This is a genomic window from Arthrobacter sp. UNC362MFTsu5.1 (assembly GCF_000685965.1).
In the GTDB taxonomy this organism is placed as follows: Bacteria; Actinomycetota; Actinomycetes; order Actinomycetales; family Micrococcaceae; genus Arthrobacter.
The window spans coordinates 49,798-65,333 of the sequence record NZ_JMLE01000008.1; the positions used below are offsets into that span (position 1 = coordinate 49,798).

A 15,536-nucleotide genomic window follows, 5' to 3' on the forward strand; every position below is an offset into this window, starting at 1 on the left:
CCGCGTCAGCGACCCCACGCGGTAACAACCGAAAGCAGCGCCGTCCTCAGGAGAGGGCGGCGCTGCTTTGTGCCATTACCGTTTCGCCGGCGGCACAGCTACCCGGCGGTCATCACATGCGTGAAGTGGTCGTAGCGGAGGGTGAGGGGACCACCCTTGTGCGCCAGGCTGATGTTGGCGCCGTTGGGCGAGCCGCCGGCGCCGTAGCTGACATCCCACGACCGGTTCAGGGCTGCCTTGAACTCGTAGTTTCCGGCGGCCAGGTCCGCGGACAGCTTCCACACAAGGTCGGCCGGGTCGAGTTTCAGCTGCGCCTGGTCGCAGGCGGGCATCCAGTCCTCCGGGCAGCCGAGCTCGGAGTTCATGCTTCCCGCTGCTGCCACAGCCCCGGGCTGCTGGGAGGCGTAGGCCGGGCTCAGCACATGCGTGGTGTGGTCGTAGCGGAACGTCACGGCACCGCCCGGATGCTCCAGCACGATGTTCCCGCCGTTCAGCGCACCGCCGGCGCCGTAGTTCTCGTCCCACTTGCCGTTGAGTGCCGCCTTGAACTCGTACGTTCCCGCCGGCAGGTTAGGCACTGTGAGGCGCCAGACCTTGTCCGCCGGGTCCAATGTCATAAAGGCCTTTCCGCACGCAGGCTGCCAGTCGCCCGGGCACCCCATTTCCGAGTTCAGGCTGCCCGCCACGGTCACGGAGTCCGGCTGCGGGATCTCCCCGGCCACCACGGTGCGGATATCGCTCACCACGTTCTCCGCGCCCGGAACGGACATGGTGGCCCGGTATCGGACTTTGGTTCCGTCTGCCAGGCCCAGGGCCGAAAGGTCGTCGAAGACCGTGTACGCGGGCGAGGAACTGTCTGATCCGATCGGAGTCCATTCGCCGCCGTCCACACTGCGGCCGAAGCTGACCGTGTAGTCAGCCTTTTCCGGGCTGGCCGTGGCACTGACTTCCACCTTGCCGTCCACGCTGCTGCCCTCTGCCGGCTTCTGCATGGCCAGGACCGGGGCGGGTACGGTGCCGCTGCGTGCGGCGCTGAGCGAGGTGTTTCCGCCGTTGTCGAGGACAACAGCCCGGTATTCCACAGCGGTGCCGGGGTTCAGCCCGGTGACGTCGTGGAACACCTGGTACGGGGCGGTATCGTCCGTTCCGATCGGTTCCCATTCTCCGCCCGCGGTCCGCGCCTGGAAGGTGACCTCGTAGAACGAGGAACCGTCGACGTCGGCCGCCACCCGGATCCTGCCGTTGTCGCCTTCCGCCGTGGCCGGCTGCTGAAGGGCGACGGCGGGAGCCGCTTTGGAGCGGGGGATCCGCCCTGACGATTCGTACACCACTGCGGACAGCGGCGGAACGGTGACGGTGAGCTTGCCGTCGTCGGCCGTCTTGACCTCTGCGGCGGTAGCCGCGTCGCCTGTGCCGCCGTAAATTCGGGTGTAGCTGCGTTTGGCGATGTAGGTGGGCACCGCGGCGGTCTGCGCGGACCCGCTGTTGTTCACTGCCACGACGTACTCCCGCTGGTCCTTCGCGTCAGTGCGGGAGAACGCGTAGATTCCCTGGCCCTGGGCGGCATAACGGTTCTGGTGGGCGCCGTTGCGCAGTGCCGGGTGCTCGGCGGTCAGCGCGGCGAGCTCGCTGATCTTGCTGTAGAGCGGGTGGCCGGTATCAAAATTGTCCGTCGCGTGGCTGGCATCGGTGCCCAGCAGGTCGTCGTCCAAGTATTCCGGCACCTTGCTGGCGAAGAGGGTCTGGCGCGCATCCTGGTCCCCGCCGGGACCGGTGAAGCCCTGCTCGTCCCCGTAGTACACCACCGGGTTGCCGCGCGAGAAGTACATCAGTTCGTGGGCCAGCCGGTCGCGGGCAACGCGTTCGGCGTCGTCCGCGCGAGGGTTGTCCGCGGCGATGAAGCTGCCGATCCGGCCCATGTCGTGGTTGCCCAGGAACGTGGGGAGTTCGTAGACGTTGGAGTCGGCATCCGTGTACCAGTCGTCCCCGGCGAAGAACGTCTCCAGCTGGCTGGCGGACTGGCTGCGGGAGGCAAAGTTCCGGGCTGCGTCCTGGAACGGGAAGTCCAGCACGGCCTGCATCTTGTTGCGGGTGGTGAACTGCGAGGTGAAGCTCTTGGAGGTGTCGAAGACCTCGCCGAACATAAAGAACTCGTCCTTGCCCTGTGCCTTGGCGTATTCGAGGACCTCGGGCCCGAACTTTTGCCAGAACTCGTCGTTCACGTGCTTCATGGTGTCGATCCGGAAGCCGTCAACCCCGAAATCCTTGATCCAGTCTTCGTAGACCTTCGTCATGCCGTCCACGACTTCAGGGTTCTCCGTGAAGAGGTCGTCCAGCCCGAAGAAATCACCGTAGAAGGAGTCCTCGCCCTGGAAAGTGGTGTCGCCGCGGTTGTGATACAGCGCGGGGTTGTTGAGCCAGTCCGGCACCTTGAGGTGTTCTTCGCTTTTCTCCAAGACCGGCGTGTAAGGGAACGACGTGGACGGGTCCAGTTCCGGGAACGTGTCCGTTCCGGCGTAGTCGCGGTCGTCGAACACCTCGCCGGCCGCTGTTTTGTAGGGCGCGGCGTCCTTGGAGACGTATGGCTTGCGCGCGCCGTCTTTGTAGCCAATCACGTCCGCTGTGTGGTTGGTGATGATGTCGAAATAGACCTTCATCCCGCGTGCATGCGCCTCGTCGATCAGTGCTTTCAGCTCGGCGTTGGTGCCCAGGTGCGGGTCGATCTGGGTGAAGTCCGTGACCCAGTACCCGTGGTACCCGGCCGACTTGTCCTCCGTCTGGACTGCCTTGTTCTTAAAACTGGGCGTCAGCCAGATGGATGTGGTGCCCAGGCCCTGGATGTAGTCGATCTTGTCGAGCAGGCCTTTGAGGTCGCCGCCGTTGTAGAAGCCCTTCTTCGTCGGGTCGAAGCCGGAAACCATCGGGTCGCTGCCCAGCCCGCCGTCGTCGTTCGCGGTGCTTCCGTTGCTGAAGCGGTCCGCCATCACGAAGTAGAAGTTCTCATCCGTCACCGGCGCCCGGAGCGAGTGGGAGGCCGCCGGTGCGCCGGGGTCTTTCGGCTGCGGCGCCGCATGGGCCGGGGCGGCCAGCGAGGCGGCGGCAACCAGTGCTGCGACCACCGCGGCGACGCCTCTGGCGTGCTGCCTGCAGGGTGGATTCTTGTGGTGTGGACTGCGGAAAAACACGATAAGGAGACCTTCCGGAGAGCGACGGTGCTGTTGTGAAGGATGATGCTGGAGTGCGGCATCTGAGAGCCAAGTCACAACTGTAAGCGCTTGCACCGACTTTTTCCAGCTAATCCCAAGGTTGCTTTGTATCCGCTCCCGTTGGGTAGCATGAAACCCACCGACCCGCAGCTGAGGGAGCCTGCTCTTGCCGCCAGAACGCTCATTCCGGCCCCGCTTGACCGGTTCGGCCGGCTTTCAGGAAGACGCCGTCCGCCGCCTCAGGGCCGCGGGCTGCGTGTTCGCCGAGGAGGAGGCCGGACTGCTGACGGACGCCGCCGCCTCGGCTGCGGAACTGGAAACCATGATCGGACGGCGCGCGGCCGGCTTGCCGCTGGAACACATCCTCGGCTGGGTGGAATTCTGCGGACTCCGCATCGGCGTGGCCAGCGGAGTGTTTGTGCCCCGCCGCCGCACCGAGTTCCTGGTCCGGCAGGCGGAGCTGCTGCTCCGCGCGCACGAAGGCGCGCACGAAGGCGCGACCTCCGAAGGCGCGACTTCCGGTGGAGGCACGCACGACGGCGGGCGGCGCACCGCGGGGAGGGCCGTCGTCGTGGACCTGTGCTGCGGTTCCGGAGCCGTGGGGGTGGCGCTGGCGGCCCGGGTGACCGGAATCGAACTGCATGCCTCGGATCTGGATCCGGCCGCAGTGCTGTGCGCCAAAGGCAACATCGAGCCGGTGGGCGGGCACGTCCACGAGGGTGATCTCTTCGAACCGCTGCCGCCCGGACTGAGGGGCCGCATCGCCGTCGTGATGGCCAACGCACCCTACGTGCCCACTGCGGCGATCGGAACCATGCCGCCGGAAGCCCGCACGCACGAACCGCGGATGTCGCTGGACGGCGGTCCGGACGGGCTGGACATCCAGCGCAGGGTCATCGCGGAGGCGCCGGCCTGGCTTGGCCCGGGCGGGCACGTGCTGATCGAGACGAGCCGGGGGCAGGCGCGCCGGACTATCGGGCTCATGCGGCGGGCAGGACTGACCGCCAGGCTGGCCAGCGACCCGGAGCTGGACGCCACAGTAGCGATCGGCGCAGCCTCTATCGGCGACGCGGCCCAGAACCGGCGGTAGCTCAGAATCCGGCGGCGGCGGGTTCCTCGGCAGCCCGCTGTGATCCCGCAAGCAGGTCAGAGTAGAACCGGAGGTACTCCTGGACCATCCGCTGGGAACTGAAGCGTTGCTCGGCCGCACGCCGGCAGTCGCTGCGGCGCAGCCAGCCGGCGCCCTGAAGTGCCTCCGCGAGGGCCTCGACGCTGTCCGCCAGGAACCCTGTTTCGCCGTCGTTGATGATTTCCGGAGCGGACCCCCGGCGGGTGGCCACCACCGGTGTGCCGGCGGCGAGGGCCTCAATCATCACCATTCCGAACGGTTCCGGCCATTGGATCGGGTTCAGGAGGGCCACGGACTCGCCCAGGAGCTGGAATTTGTCCGCCGTCCCCAGCTCGCCGAGGTATTCAACGTCCGCGCCCAGGAGGGGTTCGATCACGTCGTGGAAGTAGTCCAGCTCAAACGGCTCCCGCATCTTCGCGCCGATCCGCAACGGAATGCCCGCCCGGCGCGCCACCATGATGGCCTGCAGGAGGCCCTTGTTCGGATGCATCCGCCCCAGGAAGCACGCACCGCCGTTGTGCGACGGGCTGTACCGGATACCCCGGACGTCAATCCCGTGGTGGATGACCGCGTCCACCTTAACGCCGCGGGCCGTGGAAGCCTGATGGTGCGAGATGGCAACGAGTGCTGTCTCCCGTTGCATGGCACGGTAGATCAGCGTGAGTTCGTCGTCGAAAGGCCCGTGCAGGGTGGCGGCGCGGGGAACGTCGGGCATCTCCCGCTGGCACAGCGGTCCCAGCAGCGTGTGGTCGTGGATGATGTCCACGTCCGCCATGGATTCGTAGGCGCGCAGGACATGCAGGATCTCCTGCCTCCCCGAGTCCATGCTGAGTTCGGACGAGTCGGAGAGCCCCGCAACCCTCGGAACGGGACAGGTGCTGTCGCTCGAGGCGGCAAGCACAACGTCGTGCCCTGCCTCCGCGAGCCCCGCAGCAAGGGTGTGGACCACGGATTCCGTCCCGCCGTAGCTCGGCGGGGGAACGGGGATCCATGGTGGTGCCAGGATGCCAATACGCATGTTGCCTCCTACATCAGCCGGCCCTCCGGCCGGGGTCATGGTGGACCCGGATGAGGTCCGCCAGGGGTTCCTGCGTCCCCAGATGCAGTTCAATTGACGCCGGGAGCCCCGTCACCTGGGCGGCGTTACGCGAAACCTCGATGGTCAGGCGGGAGCCTGCCAGCGGCACTTGTTCCTTCTTCAGGTAGCCGAATCCGTCCGGAAACACGGGGCTCAACCAAAGCCGCCCGGTGGACGCGGAAGGGTCGAAGCGCAGCAGGACGCGGATGAGGTGGATGGGCGTGGCCGCTGCCCAGGCCTGCGGAGAGCACGACGACGGGTAGGACACCGGGGGCCGGCCCGCTTCGCGCGGGAAACCGCAGAATAGCTCGGGGAGCCTGCCGCCGAAGGCCTCCGCGGCGTCGAAGAGTGCCATGGCCACCCGCTGCGATTCTTCGATGAAGCCGTACCGCATCAAGCCGGCAGCAATCAGTGCGTTGTCATGCGGCCACACGGAGCCGTTGTGGTAGCTCACGGGATTGAACGCGCCCATGGTCGAAGCCAGGGTGCGGACACCCCAGCCGGAGAACATGTCCGGTTCCATGAGCCGTTGCGCCACGAGGGGTGCCTTCTCGTCGTCGACGATTCCCGACCACAGGCAGTGCCCCATGTTGGAGGCGCACGCATCCACGGGCCGTTTGTCCTTATCCAGGGCCACCGCGAAGTACCCGCGCTTTGGCAGCCAGAACCTGCGGTTGAACTCCTCCTTCAGTGCGGCGGCACGGTCACCCCAGCTGCGGGCAAGTGCGCCGTCACCGGCGTCCAGGGCAAGCAGGGCACGGGCCACGTAGGCGCTGTAGGTATAGCCCTGGACCTCGCACAAGGCGATGGGAGGTTCGGCGAGGGTACCGTCCGCAAAGTTGATTCCGTCGTAGGAGTCTTTCCAGCCCTGGTTGAGGAGGCCGTGCCCGGTGGCGCGCTCATATTCCACAAAACCGTCCCCGTCACGGTCGCCGTAGTTGGTGATCCAGTCCAGCGCGCGGTCCGCGTTGGGGAGGAGTTCCTGGACCGCCCGCGGTTCCAGTCCCCAGCGGCTGATTTCACCCAGGAGCGTGACGAACAGCGGGGTGGCGTCCGCCGTTCCGTAGTAGGTCTTGTCTCCGCCGAGGGACAGGGCGGCGCCTGAACCGAGGCGCACCTCGTGGAGGATCCGTCCGGGTTCCTCCTCGGTGAGCTTGTTGATTTTTTGGCCCTGGTAGTCGGCAAGCGTCTGCAGCGTGCCGAGCGCGATGGCGGGATCAACCGGAAGCGCCATCATCGAGGTCAGCAGGGAGTCGCGGCCGAAGAGTGCCATGAACCAGGGCGCGCCGGCCGCCACCACGGTGCGGTCCGGATGGGCCGGGTCCGCGATCCGCAGGGAGCCCAGGTCCCGCTGGCTCTGGCGCAGGATCCTTTCGAGCGAGGGGTTGTCCATGCTGATTACCGGCGCGGCGGCGCCCCAGCTCCGGTGGCGGAGGGCGGGAGCCGATTCGTGCTGCGGTGTGCTGGCGGAGAACTTGCCAGCGGGTTCGCTGCCGTCGGAGCTGGGTGTGACCACCAAGGTGGCGGTCCATGAACCCTTCGCGGGAACAACCACTTTGTACATCACGCCGTGGCGGTTCACGTCTGCCCCCGGCGCGCGTACCGTCACGCCCAGCAGCCTGTTGTTGTGGCGGCCGCTGATGACCAGCCGGTCGCCTTCCGGCCGGTGGGAGGGGCGCAGCTGGCGGGTCTTCCGGCCGGCCTTGACCTCGAAGAGGTCCGCGAAGTCCGCCTCCACCGCCAGTTTGATGCTGCAGGGCGCCGGGGCGTTGGAATAGTTGCGCACGGTCAGCGTCTCGCGGATGCCGTCGCCCACCTGCCGGTCCCGCTCAATGACCATGGGCCGGTCGGCGGCTCCGTCCGGCTGCGGCGCCCGGCCGGTGAAGACAGCCCGGTAAGGTTCCGGGTTCACCGCCATGAGCCCTTCCACCACGTGGTTGTTCACCAGCAGGTTCCAGCGGGACAGGATCCTGGTGTCCTGGTAGAAAACACCATGGGCCATTCCGGGATCCAGGTCCCCGTTGCCGGCGGAAATGAAGAACGACGATCCTTCAACGATGGTCACGGCGTTGTGGCCGGTGGAGCCGGCCGTGTCCAGGTTCCAGCCGTTCATGGCCGGCGCCGGGCAAGGGGCCGCACCGCAAAAGCCGGGGGGACGGGGGCCAGGCGTCGGAAACTCATGAATTCACTCCGGACCGAGGATTCAACGGCTGACTGCTTAGCCACCCACATTCTAAATTTCCGTGCCGCCTCCGGCAAGGTTCTTTGGACCCTTGCGCCGGTTCCGTGGAAACAGGCCGACCCGCCCGGAACCAATGGTCCGGACGGGTCGGCGTGGGTGCTGCCGGCGGTAGTGCTGTCGCTGTGACTGCCGTCGCTTTATTGCTGTCGGGTTTGTTAGGTCCGCTCAGGGTTCGAGTTGGTGGCCGCGCCGGCGGGCGTTGCGCCGCCTTCGTCGGACCAGTCCTGGCCGGTTGAGTCATTGCGGGCCGGGTCGCTGGTGACGTCGGGGACGCTGCCATCCGCGGTGCCCAGATTGATCGTCTCCGGATGTGTGCTGTGGGACGGCACGTAGTCACCGGCGGGCAAGTCGCTTGCTGCCGCGTGAGCCCCGGTCGCAGCCGTGTGGTCCGTGGCTGCCTTGTCGCGGTGGACAGCCGAACTGATGACGGTGCCTGCACGGCGGGCTGCCTCGGTCAGCTGGTCGGACACTTCGGGCGCCTTTTCCTTAACCGCCTCTGTTGCTGCCGCGACTTTGTCCTGGACCGGTTTGCTGTCCCAGAGCGCCGCGGCCCTCGCCTTGATTTTCTCGTAGGCGGCGCGGCCGGACCTGGAGCCCAGGACGAAGCCCGCTGCCACTCCGGTACCGAAAAGAAGTTTTGCTTTCATGATGTGCTCCTGCTCCGTGAGAATCCGTACTGCGGCGAATCCGTGTGCGGGTGGACCCCCAGGGGGGAACGCCCGTCGGTCTAAGCCCGTAGGTATAAGTCGGTAGGTGGAAGTCCGTAGGTATAAGCCCGTAGCTACAAGGCCGTGGATGGGGTGGCCGTTAATGGAAAAACGGCCCCAGGAAAAATCCCGGGGCCGTTTCTCAGGCCGGATTCCGCTTTAGCGGGCCGTGCGCTTGGTGATCATGCCGTAAACAAGCAGGACGATGATCGCGCCGCCAATGGCCAGCAGCCAAGTGGACAGCGAGAAGAACTCGTTGATGCCAACACCGAAGAGCAGGCTGCCAATCCAGCCGCCGAGGAATGCACCTACGACGCCCAGCAGCAGGGTGATGAAAATGCCACCGCCCTGACGGCCGGGGAGGATTGCCTTAGCGATTGCTCCGGCGATAAGGCCCAGAATCAGAAATGCGAAAAAACCCATTTTATCGTTCCTTCTTCTTTCATTGAGGAGGTGCCCGGATCCCGAGCACGCTACATCCTTCTACGCTAATACTAATCATGCTTAGTATTAATCTGCCAGTCGGCGGACCTGTGAATTTCTGGGAGCGCCGTTTTCAGTGACCTTGAACGTCGGAATTAACCCCGGACTCGTCACCCCCGTCCAGCGTGGCTATGGCTGATGTGTCGTCCGCGTCCAAAGCAAAGCCGAAGATGTCCAGGTTCTCTTTCATGCGCTGTGGATTGGCCGACTTGGGGATGGCAACGAGGCCCTGCTCCACATGCCATCGCAGCACGATCTGGCCGGGGGTTTTGCCATGCTTTTCGGCGATCTTTCCCAGTACTGGGGCGTTCAGGAGGTCGCCGCCCGCACCCAGCGGGCTGTACGACTCGGTGACGATTCCATGCCGTCTGTCGTAGGAGATATCCACGATCCGGGTGACGGCCGGGCTGACCTGGATCTGGTTGACGGCCGGCACCACATCGCACTCGGCCATAAGCCGTTCCAGGTGCGCCGGCTTGAAGTTGGAGACGCCGATTGACCGCACTTTTCCGTCGGCCTGCAACCGCTCAAAAGTTTTCCACGTTGAGATGAATTCGTCCCGCCGGGGGAGCGGCCAGTGGATCAACAGGAGATCCACGTAGTCCAGCCCGAGGCGCTTGAGTGACCCGTCAAGTCCCGCCACGGCCCTGTCCTGGCCTTGGAATTCACCGTCCAGTTTGGTGGTGATGAACACTTCCGACCGGTCCAGGCCGCTGCTGCGGATGCCGTTCCCCACGCCTTTTTCGTTGCCGTATTTCACCGCGGTGTCGATATGCCGGTACCCGGCTTCCACGGCGTCCACGACGGCGGCAGCCACCTGCTGGTCGTCCAGCGGCCAGGTTCCCAGTCCGATCTGGGGAATCCGGTAGCCGTCATTGAGCTCAATCACTGGTGAAAGCGCCATTTCAAAAGTCTTTCCTATCGGGGCCGGTTTGCACAGATGTCAAAAGGCACGGTCTGCCAACGATTTACCAGGCGTAGTCTTCCGGAGCGGTGCGGTGGCCCGGGAAAATGTCGTCGAGGCGCTTGAGCGCATCATCGTCGAGCTTCACGTCGAGGGCCCGGATGGCGGCGTCGAGCTGTTCCTGCGTGCGGGGACCGACAATCGGTGCGGTGACCGCGGGCTGGTGCAACAGCCACGCGAGGGCGACGTCGCCCGGCTCATGGCCGAGGTCGTCGGCCAGGTCCTCGTACTGGCGGATCTGGTCCTGGTGCTTCTTCAGCGTTTCGGCCGCCCGCCCTTCGGTGCGGCGGACGCCGTCGCGCTCCTTCTTCAGCACGCCGCCCAGCAGGCCGCCGTGCAGCGGCGACCAGGGGATCAGCCCCAGCCCGTACTGCTGCGCGGCAGGGATGACTTCCAGCTCCAGGTTGCGGGTCAGGAGGTTGTAGATGGACTGCTCACTGACCAGGCCCGTGAAATTGCGGCGGGCGGCGGACTCCTGTGCCTGGGCGATGTGCCAGCCGGCGAAGTTGCTGCTGCCCGCGTAGAGGATCTTGCCCTGCTGAACCGCGACGTCCATGGCCTGCCAGATCTCGTCCCAGGGCGTGTTCCGGTCGACGTGGTGGAACTGGTAGAGGTCGATGTAATCCGTCTGGAGCCGTTTGAGGCTGGCGTCCAGCGCCCGCCTGATGTTCAGGGCGGACAACTTGGACTCGTTGGGCCGGTCCGTCATGGTGCCGTAGAGCTTGGTGGCCAGTACGGTGCGTTCGCGGCGCTCGCCGCCCTGGGCGAGCCAGCGGCCGATGATTTCCTCAGTCCAGCCGCGGCGGCCGGCACCGCCGTAGACGTTCGCGGTGTCAAAGAAGTTAATGCCGGACTCCAACGCGGAGTCCATGATGGAGTGCGCGGCCGCTTCTTCGGTCTGCGGGCCGAAGTTCATGGTGCCAAGGCACAGGCGGGAAACCTGCAGGCCGGAGCGGCCGAGGTGGGTGTACTGCATGCCGGGGGATCCTATCTGTCTGTGGGTGGGGGTCGGTTACATCTGGCTGAAGGCGGCGACGGCGGGATCGGCGCCCGCGCGGGCGCCCGACTCCAGGGCGGTGATTTCGCTGAGTTCGGCGGCTGAAAGTTCGACGGCGACGGCACCCAGGTTTTCCCGCATCCGCTGAGAATCGGCCGACTTGGGGATGACGATGGTGCCCTGGGCGAGGTGCCACGCCAGCACGATCTGGGCGGGCGTGGCGTTGTGTGTGCCTGCGAGATCCTTGACGGCTGCTGCATTCAGGTCCGCGCCCTGGCCGAGCGGGCTGTACGCCTCCACGGCGATGCCGAGTTCCCTGCACTTCGCGGCCAGATCCTGCTGCTGGAAGGTGGGGTGGCTTTCGAACTGGTTCACTGCCGGGACAACATCCGCCGCCGGGAGGAGCGTGTCCAGGTGTTCCGCGAGGAAGTTGGAGACGCCGATGGCTCGGATCTGGCTGTTGGCGTAGAGCTTCTCCATCGCCTTCCAGGCGTCGGTGAAAAGCCCCTGGGAAGGCACCGGCCAGTGGATCAGGTAAAGGTCAACGAAGTCGACGCCGAGAGCCTTACGGCTGTTCTGGAACGCCTCGTGCGCGCTGCCCTGTTCGCCGTTGCGGAGCTTGGTGGTGATGAAGATGTCCTCGCGGGGAATACCCGAGGCGGCGATGGCGGCCCCGACTCCCGCCTCGTTCCGGTAGGCGGCAGCGGTATCAATGTGGCGGTAGCCCGCTTCCAGGGCATCTTCAACGATGCGCTGCGTTTCTTCCGGCGGCACCTGGAACACGCCGAAGCCGAGTTGCGGGATCCGGACTCCGTTGTTGAGGGTCAGCTGCGGAATGGTGTTTTGGTTCGTCTGGGACATCGTCAGTTTCTTCCGATAGTGGGGATTGTCGAACGGGCCGAGGCGGGCTCGCGGAAAGGCAGGCTCGCGGGAAACCGCTTTCGTGCTGGCCAGGCTTCGAGCCTATGCACTTTGCCCTGCCGTGTCAGCAGGGATGCCTGTTCCTGTTTTTCCTAGGACTGCCAGTCCTACGTTCGTTGTAGAACGGAGGCTTGCGGGCCGTGCACAATGGAAGGCATGGGTCAGAGCGCCGAGTTTGGAAAATTCCTGAAGGCCATGAGGTCGAGGCTGAAGCCGGAGGACGCCGGGCTGGCCGGAACCTCGGGTGCCCGGCGGGTTCCCGGGCTGCGCCGCGAGGAGATCGCGCGGCTTGCGGATGTGAGCACGGATTACTACACGCGCCTGGAGCAGGGCCGCAACATCCACCCGTCCAGGGCGGTGCTTGATTCCGTGGCGCGTGCGCTGCGCCTCGATTCCAGCGAGCACGCGCACATGATGGACCTGATGGAGAACTGTGCGGCCTCGCAGGGGTCGCCTGTCCCGGTCCAGAGTGTCCGCCCCGCGCTGCGCCAGCTACTGGATGCGGTGGGTGACGTTCCCGCGCTGGTCCTGGGCCGCCGGAGCGACGTCCTGGCCGGCAACAGGCTGGCCTTCCTGCTGTTTGCCGACTTCCCTGCCATGCCCGCGGGGGAGCGCAACCTGACGCGCTGGCTGATGCTCGATCCGCGTACCCGTGAGCTGTTCCGCGATTGGAAGGCCGTGGCGTCAGATGCGGTCGGCGCCCTTCGCGGGGACGTTGGCCGCCACCCCAACGATGCCCAGGCCAATCAGCTGGTGGGCGAACTCGCGGTGCACAGCGAACACTTCCGGCAATGGTGGGCCGGGCACCGTGTGGCCGCTCCGTCGGCGGGCAGCGTCAGGCTCCGCCATCCGGCGGTGGGAGACCTGGAACTGAACTTTGAAAACCTGGTGCTTCCGGATGATCCGGACCAGGTCCTCCGGGTGTTTTCCGCGAAGCCGGGGTCGCCGTCGGCTGATTCATTGACGCTGCTGAGCAGTTTTGGTGCCGGTATGGACAGCGTGTCCGCCGGGCCGGCCGATGTGGCTGTGCAGTTGCCACATGAACCCGTCTGATTCTGGGCAAACGCCCATTGGGGAGTGCCGGGGGTTTTCCTAGCCTTGGGGTAGACCTTTTTACTACCAAGGATGGGATTCAACGATGAAGCGCATCGCACTGCTCCGCGAACGAGTGGCCACCGCCGGGGCCACAGGAACCCACTGCCCGGCTTCCGGACTGTGGGCCCCTGTGGGCGCGCCGCATGATGGGCAAACCTTCTTCGAGGGACACGTTTTCCCGTCCTACAACGGCGCTCCCACCGTGTGGCGGCGCGTTACGGCAGGGGACACGTCCCGCTGAACCCTCCCGGACGCCGGGGTTAGCGCTCCAGGCGGAAACCGAGTTTGATGGTTACCTGCCAGTCGGCCACCTTTCCGTCTTCCAGATGCCCGCGGATTTCCTTGACTTCGAACCAGTCCAGGTTGCGGAGGGTCTTCGCGGCCTCGGCGATCCCGTTGCGGACGGCAGCGTCCACGCCCTCGCTTGAAGTTCCGACAATTTCAGAAATGCTGTAGGTGTGATTCGACAACTTCGCTCCTCATAATCTCCATTGACACCCGGAACTGCGGGCCGTCCCTGCAGATTAGCGGACGAGCGGCGGCGCGACTAGGGTTTCGCGGCCATCGGGCCGGTGGGGAACGGACCTGCCGGAAGCGGCCCGTGCGCCACGCCCGGACCGAACACGGGACCGGGTTCCGGTCGTTTGGCTGTCAGGCCCAGGTTCGCGGGGCGTTGCCGGACCCGGCGCACCACCCAGGGGAACAGGTAATCCTTGGCCCAGACCAGGTCGCTGCTTCGGGCCTGCCGCCAGCTGCCGACCGGCAGCACCTTGGGCTCCAGGGGTTTCAGGGTGTGCGGGACGTTCAGTGTCTCCAGCACCATGGCCGCGATGGTGTGATGGCCCAGCGGGGAGAAATGGAGGCGGTCAGGATCCCACATGTGCGGCGCGGCCAACTGGCGCAGGCTCCAGAGGTCGGCCACCACGCCGTCATGCCGGGCCGCAATGGTGCGTATGTTTTCGTTGAAGATGGCCACCTTGCCGCGGATGCGGCTGAATACCGGAGTGCTTCCCCAGTCCGGGCCGGTGAAGAGCACCACTGTTGCTCCGGTGGCGCTCAGCAGCGCGATCGCCGGATCCAGCCTCTCTGCCAGCTTGTCCGGGTCGCTGCCGCGGAACACGATGTCATTGCCGCCCGCGGAGAGCGTGACCAGGTCCGGCTTCAGCTCGAGGGCCGGCCCCAGCTGGTCATCCACGATCTGCTGGAGCAGGCGGCCCCTGACGGCCAGGTTGGCGTAGGCGAAGTCCTGGTGGCCCTGGCTCAGTTCTTCGGCGACCCGGTCCGCCCAGCCGCGGACACCTCCGGGGCTCCGTGGCTCCGGATCGCCGTACCCCTCGGTAAAGGAATCTCCCAGTGCCACGTATCGGTTCCAGGGGTGCGGAGCCGGAGTGCTCGCCGCGGGGGGTGTCCGCGCCGGTCCAGGAATACTGAACGTACTCACGTTTCCATGGTGATCCCCCGCCCAGCCCTAAAACAGGGCCGAAGGTCGCATTTCCGCAGGTGTTGCGACGGCCGGCAGCCGGTGTGATTCCTCTTGCAGGAAGGCAAACAAATACCAAGGGGGGTATAAGATGGAGGGAGTCCTAGAGCCACGGAGGAAGCAATGGAACTCGATCCCGCCGACATGAAGCCGGTCATCAACCGCCTGCGCCGCGCCCAGGGGCAGCTTGCTGCCGTCACGCGGATGATTGAGGAGGGCCGCGACTGCAAGAGTGTGGTCACCCAGCTGGCCGCGGTGTCCAGCGCCCTGGACAGGGCCGGGTTCTCCATTATCGCCACGGGCCTGCAGCAATGCATGCAGCAGGAAGACCCCAGCCTGGACAGGGCCGAGCTGGAGAAGCTCTTCCTCTCCCTCGCCTAGGCCGGTTTCGCCTCAAGCACGTATGACTTCAGGTCATCGAGCGTCTGCTGCATGTGCGCGTCCATGGCGCTGCGGGAGCGTGCGGCGTCCCGCGACTCCAGTGCCTCGGCAATGGCCTGGTGGTGGCCGATGGCGTGCTCCTGGATGTCACGGAACTTGGACGTTTCGGTCCGGCGTTTCTCCAGCACGCGGTGCAGCGGCTCAAACAGGACGGCAACAAAAACGTTCTCGGAGGCGCGGAGGATGACGTCGTGGAACGCGAGGTCGGCTTCCACGAAACCCGGCAAATCGTCGGAGTCATGCGCCTTGCGCATGGCGGCCACGTAGCCATGCAGAATCCCGATGTCCGCATCGCTGATGCGGCTCGCCGCCAGTTCGCACGCGCCCGTTTCCAGCATCCGTCGCAGTTCAATCAGCTGGATGGCGGCGGAGGCATCATTCACGCCTTCTGACGCCGCGCGGAGCACTGCTTCGAGGGAGGCCCAGCGGTTGAGCGGGTTAACGAACGTGCCCCGCCCCCGCTCCACACTCAGGATGCGCTGCGCCTCAAGCGTCTTCATGGCTTCCCGCACGGTCATCCGGCTGACCTCATGCTTCGCGCTGAGCTCCAGCTCGCCCGGGACGCTGGAGCCCGGGGGGAACTCGCCGGCGATGATCCGGTCGAGGAGCTCATCGGCCACCACGCCGACCAGTGATTTACGTGCCAATTTTCCCCCGTTCAGCGGTGAGCGACGATTTGTCCGACAAGTCTACTTGCGCGTCCCTGTGCCTTGTGCCACACTAGCATTCAAATGTTAGATGTCTGACATCTTACAAATACCTAACCGCAGCAGAGATTTCATACACAACGGAG

Annotated in this window: 15 protein-coding genes; 4 read left to right on the forward strand and 11 right to left on the reverse strand. The window is 65.6% G+C overall.

What is annotated here, in order from left to right; genetic code table 11:
- Positions 1–98: 98 nt before the first annotated feature.
- Entirely contained in the window at positions 99–3,119 is a 3,021-nt protein-coding gene (locus tag BS38_RS0109530; protein ID WP_028270593.1) for an alpha-amylase family glycosyl hydrolase, read from the reverse strand.
- Between the two features lie 283 nt (positions 3,120–3,402).
- Here BS38_RS0109530 and BS38_RS24825 point away from each other — a divergent pair, with 283 nt between their 5' ends.
- On the forward strand, positions 3,403–4,296 hold the full coding sequence (locus BS38_RS24825) for a putative protein N(5)-glutamine methyltransferase (RefSeq protein WP_043438249.1): 894 nt from the start codon (positions 3,403–3,405) through the stop codon (positions 4,294–4,296).
- A gap of 1 nt (position 4,297) precedes the next feature.
- On the opposite strand, the gene BS38_RS0109540 is transcribed toward BS38_RS24825, so the two are convergent.
- The 7 genes from BS38_RS0109540 to BS38_RS0109570 form a co-directional block, all read right to left on the reverse strand.
- Entirely contained in the window at positions 4,298–5,353 is a 1,056-nt protein-coding gene (locus BS38_RS0109540; RefSeq protein WP_028270594.1) for a glycosyltransferase family 4 protein, read from the reverse strand.
- A 13-nt stretch (positions 5,354–5,366) separates the two neighbouring features.
- Positions 5,367–7,526, reverse strand: a complete 2,160-nt coding sequence (locus BS38_RS0109545) for an amylo-alpha-1,6-glucosidase (protein WP_028270595.1) — start codon at positions 7,524–7,526, stop codon at positions 5,367–5,369.
- A 284-nt stretch (positions 7,527–7,810) separates the two neighbouring features.
- Positions 7,811–8,302 (reverse strand): YtxH domain-containing protein, encoded by a 492-nt coding sequence (locus BS38_RS0109550; protein WP_028270596.1) that lies wholly within the window; start codon positions 8,300–8,302, stop codon positions 7,811–7,813.
- A 219-nt stretch (positions 8,303–8,521) separates the two neighbouring features.
- Entirely contained in the window at positions 8,522–8,785 is a 264-nt protein-coding gene (locus BS38_RS0109555; protein WP_011690132.1) for a GlsB/YeaQ/YmgE family stress response membrane protein, read from the reverse strand.
- 133 nt (positions 8,786–8,918) lie between these two features.
- Positions 8,919–9,749, reverse strand: coding sequence for an aldo/keto reductase (locus BS38_RS0109560; protein WP_028270597.1), 831 nt, complete (start codon positions 9,747–9,749; stop codon positions 8,919–8,921).
- 64 nt (positions 9,750–9,813) lie between these two features.
- A complete protein-coding gene (locus BS38_RS0109565; RefSeq protein WP_028270598.1) occupies positions 9,814–10,785 on the reverse strand; it encodes an aldo/keto reductase in 972 nt (323 codons plus the stop codon).
- A 36-nt stretch (positions 10,786–10,821) separates the two neighbouring features.
- The gene (locus tag BS38_RS0109570) at positions 10,822–11,667 is read right to left on the reverse strand and encodes an aldo/keto reductase (protein WP_197024924.1); all 846 of its coding nucleotides are present in this window, start codon (positions 11,665–11,667) and stop codon (positions 10,822–10,824) included.
- A 216-nt stretch (positions 11,668–11,883) separates the two neighbouring features.
- Here BS38_RS0109570 and BS38_RS24830 point away from each other — a divergent pair, with 216 nt between their 5' ends.
- Positions 11,884–12,780 carry a helix-turn-helix transcriptional regulator gene (locus tag BS38_RS24830; protein ID WP_051628823.1) on the forward strand — a complete coding sequence of 299 codons (897 nt, stop codon included), beginning with the start codon at positions 11,884–11,886 and terminating at the stop codon, positions 12,778–12,780.
- A gap of 85 nt (positions 12,781–12,865) precedes the next feature.
- A complete protein-coding gene (locus BS38_RS0109580; RefSeq protein WP_028270600.1) occupies positions 12,866–13,063 on the forward strand; it encodes a hypothetical protein in 198 nt (65 codons plus the stop codon).
- A 19-nt stretch (positions 13,064–13,082) separates the two neighbouring features.
- Here the strand turns inward: BS38_RS0109580 and BS38_RS0109585 are convergent, their stop codons facing one another.
- Both BS38_RS0109585 and BS38_RS0109590 read right to left on the reverse strand, forming a co-directional pair.
- Complete coding sequence (locus BS38_RS0109585) at positions 13,083–13,292, reverse strand: dodecin (RefSeq protein ID WP_028270601.1); 210 nt, start codon at positions 13,290–13,292, stop codon at positions 13,083–13,085.
- A gap of 77 nt (positions 13,293–13,369) precedes the next feature.
- Positions 13,370–14,248 carry an SGNH/GDSL hydrolase family protein gene (locus tag BS38_RS0109590; RefSeq protein ID WP_028270602.1) on the reverse strand — a complete coding sequence of 293 codons (879 nt, stop codon included), beginning with the start codon at positions 14,246–14,248 and terminating at the stop codon, positions 13,370–13,372.
- Between the two features lie 177 nt (positions 14,249–14,425).
- Here BS38_RS0109590 and BS38_RS0109595 point away from each other — a divergent pair, with 177 nt between their 5' ends.
- The gene (locus BS38_RS0109595) at positions 14,426–14,683 is read left to right on the forward strand and encodes a metal-sensitive transcriptional regulator (RefSeq protein WP_028270603.1); all 258 of its coding nucleotides are present in this window, start codon (positions 14,426–14,428) and stop codon (positions 14,681–14,683) included.
- Here the strand turns inward: BS38_RS0109595 and BS38_RS0109600 are convergent.
- A complete protein-coding gene (locus tag BS38_RS0109600; RefSeq protein ID WP_028270604.1) occupies positions 14,680–15,390 on the reverse strand; it encodes a FadR/GntR family transcriptional regulator in 711 nt (236 codons plus the stop codon). The genes BS38_RS0109595 and BS38_RS0109600 overlap by 4 nt on opposite strands.
- Positions 15,391–15,536: the final 146 nt, after the last annotated feature.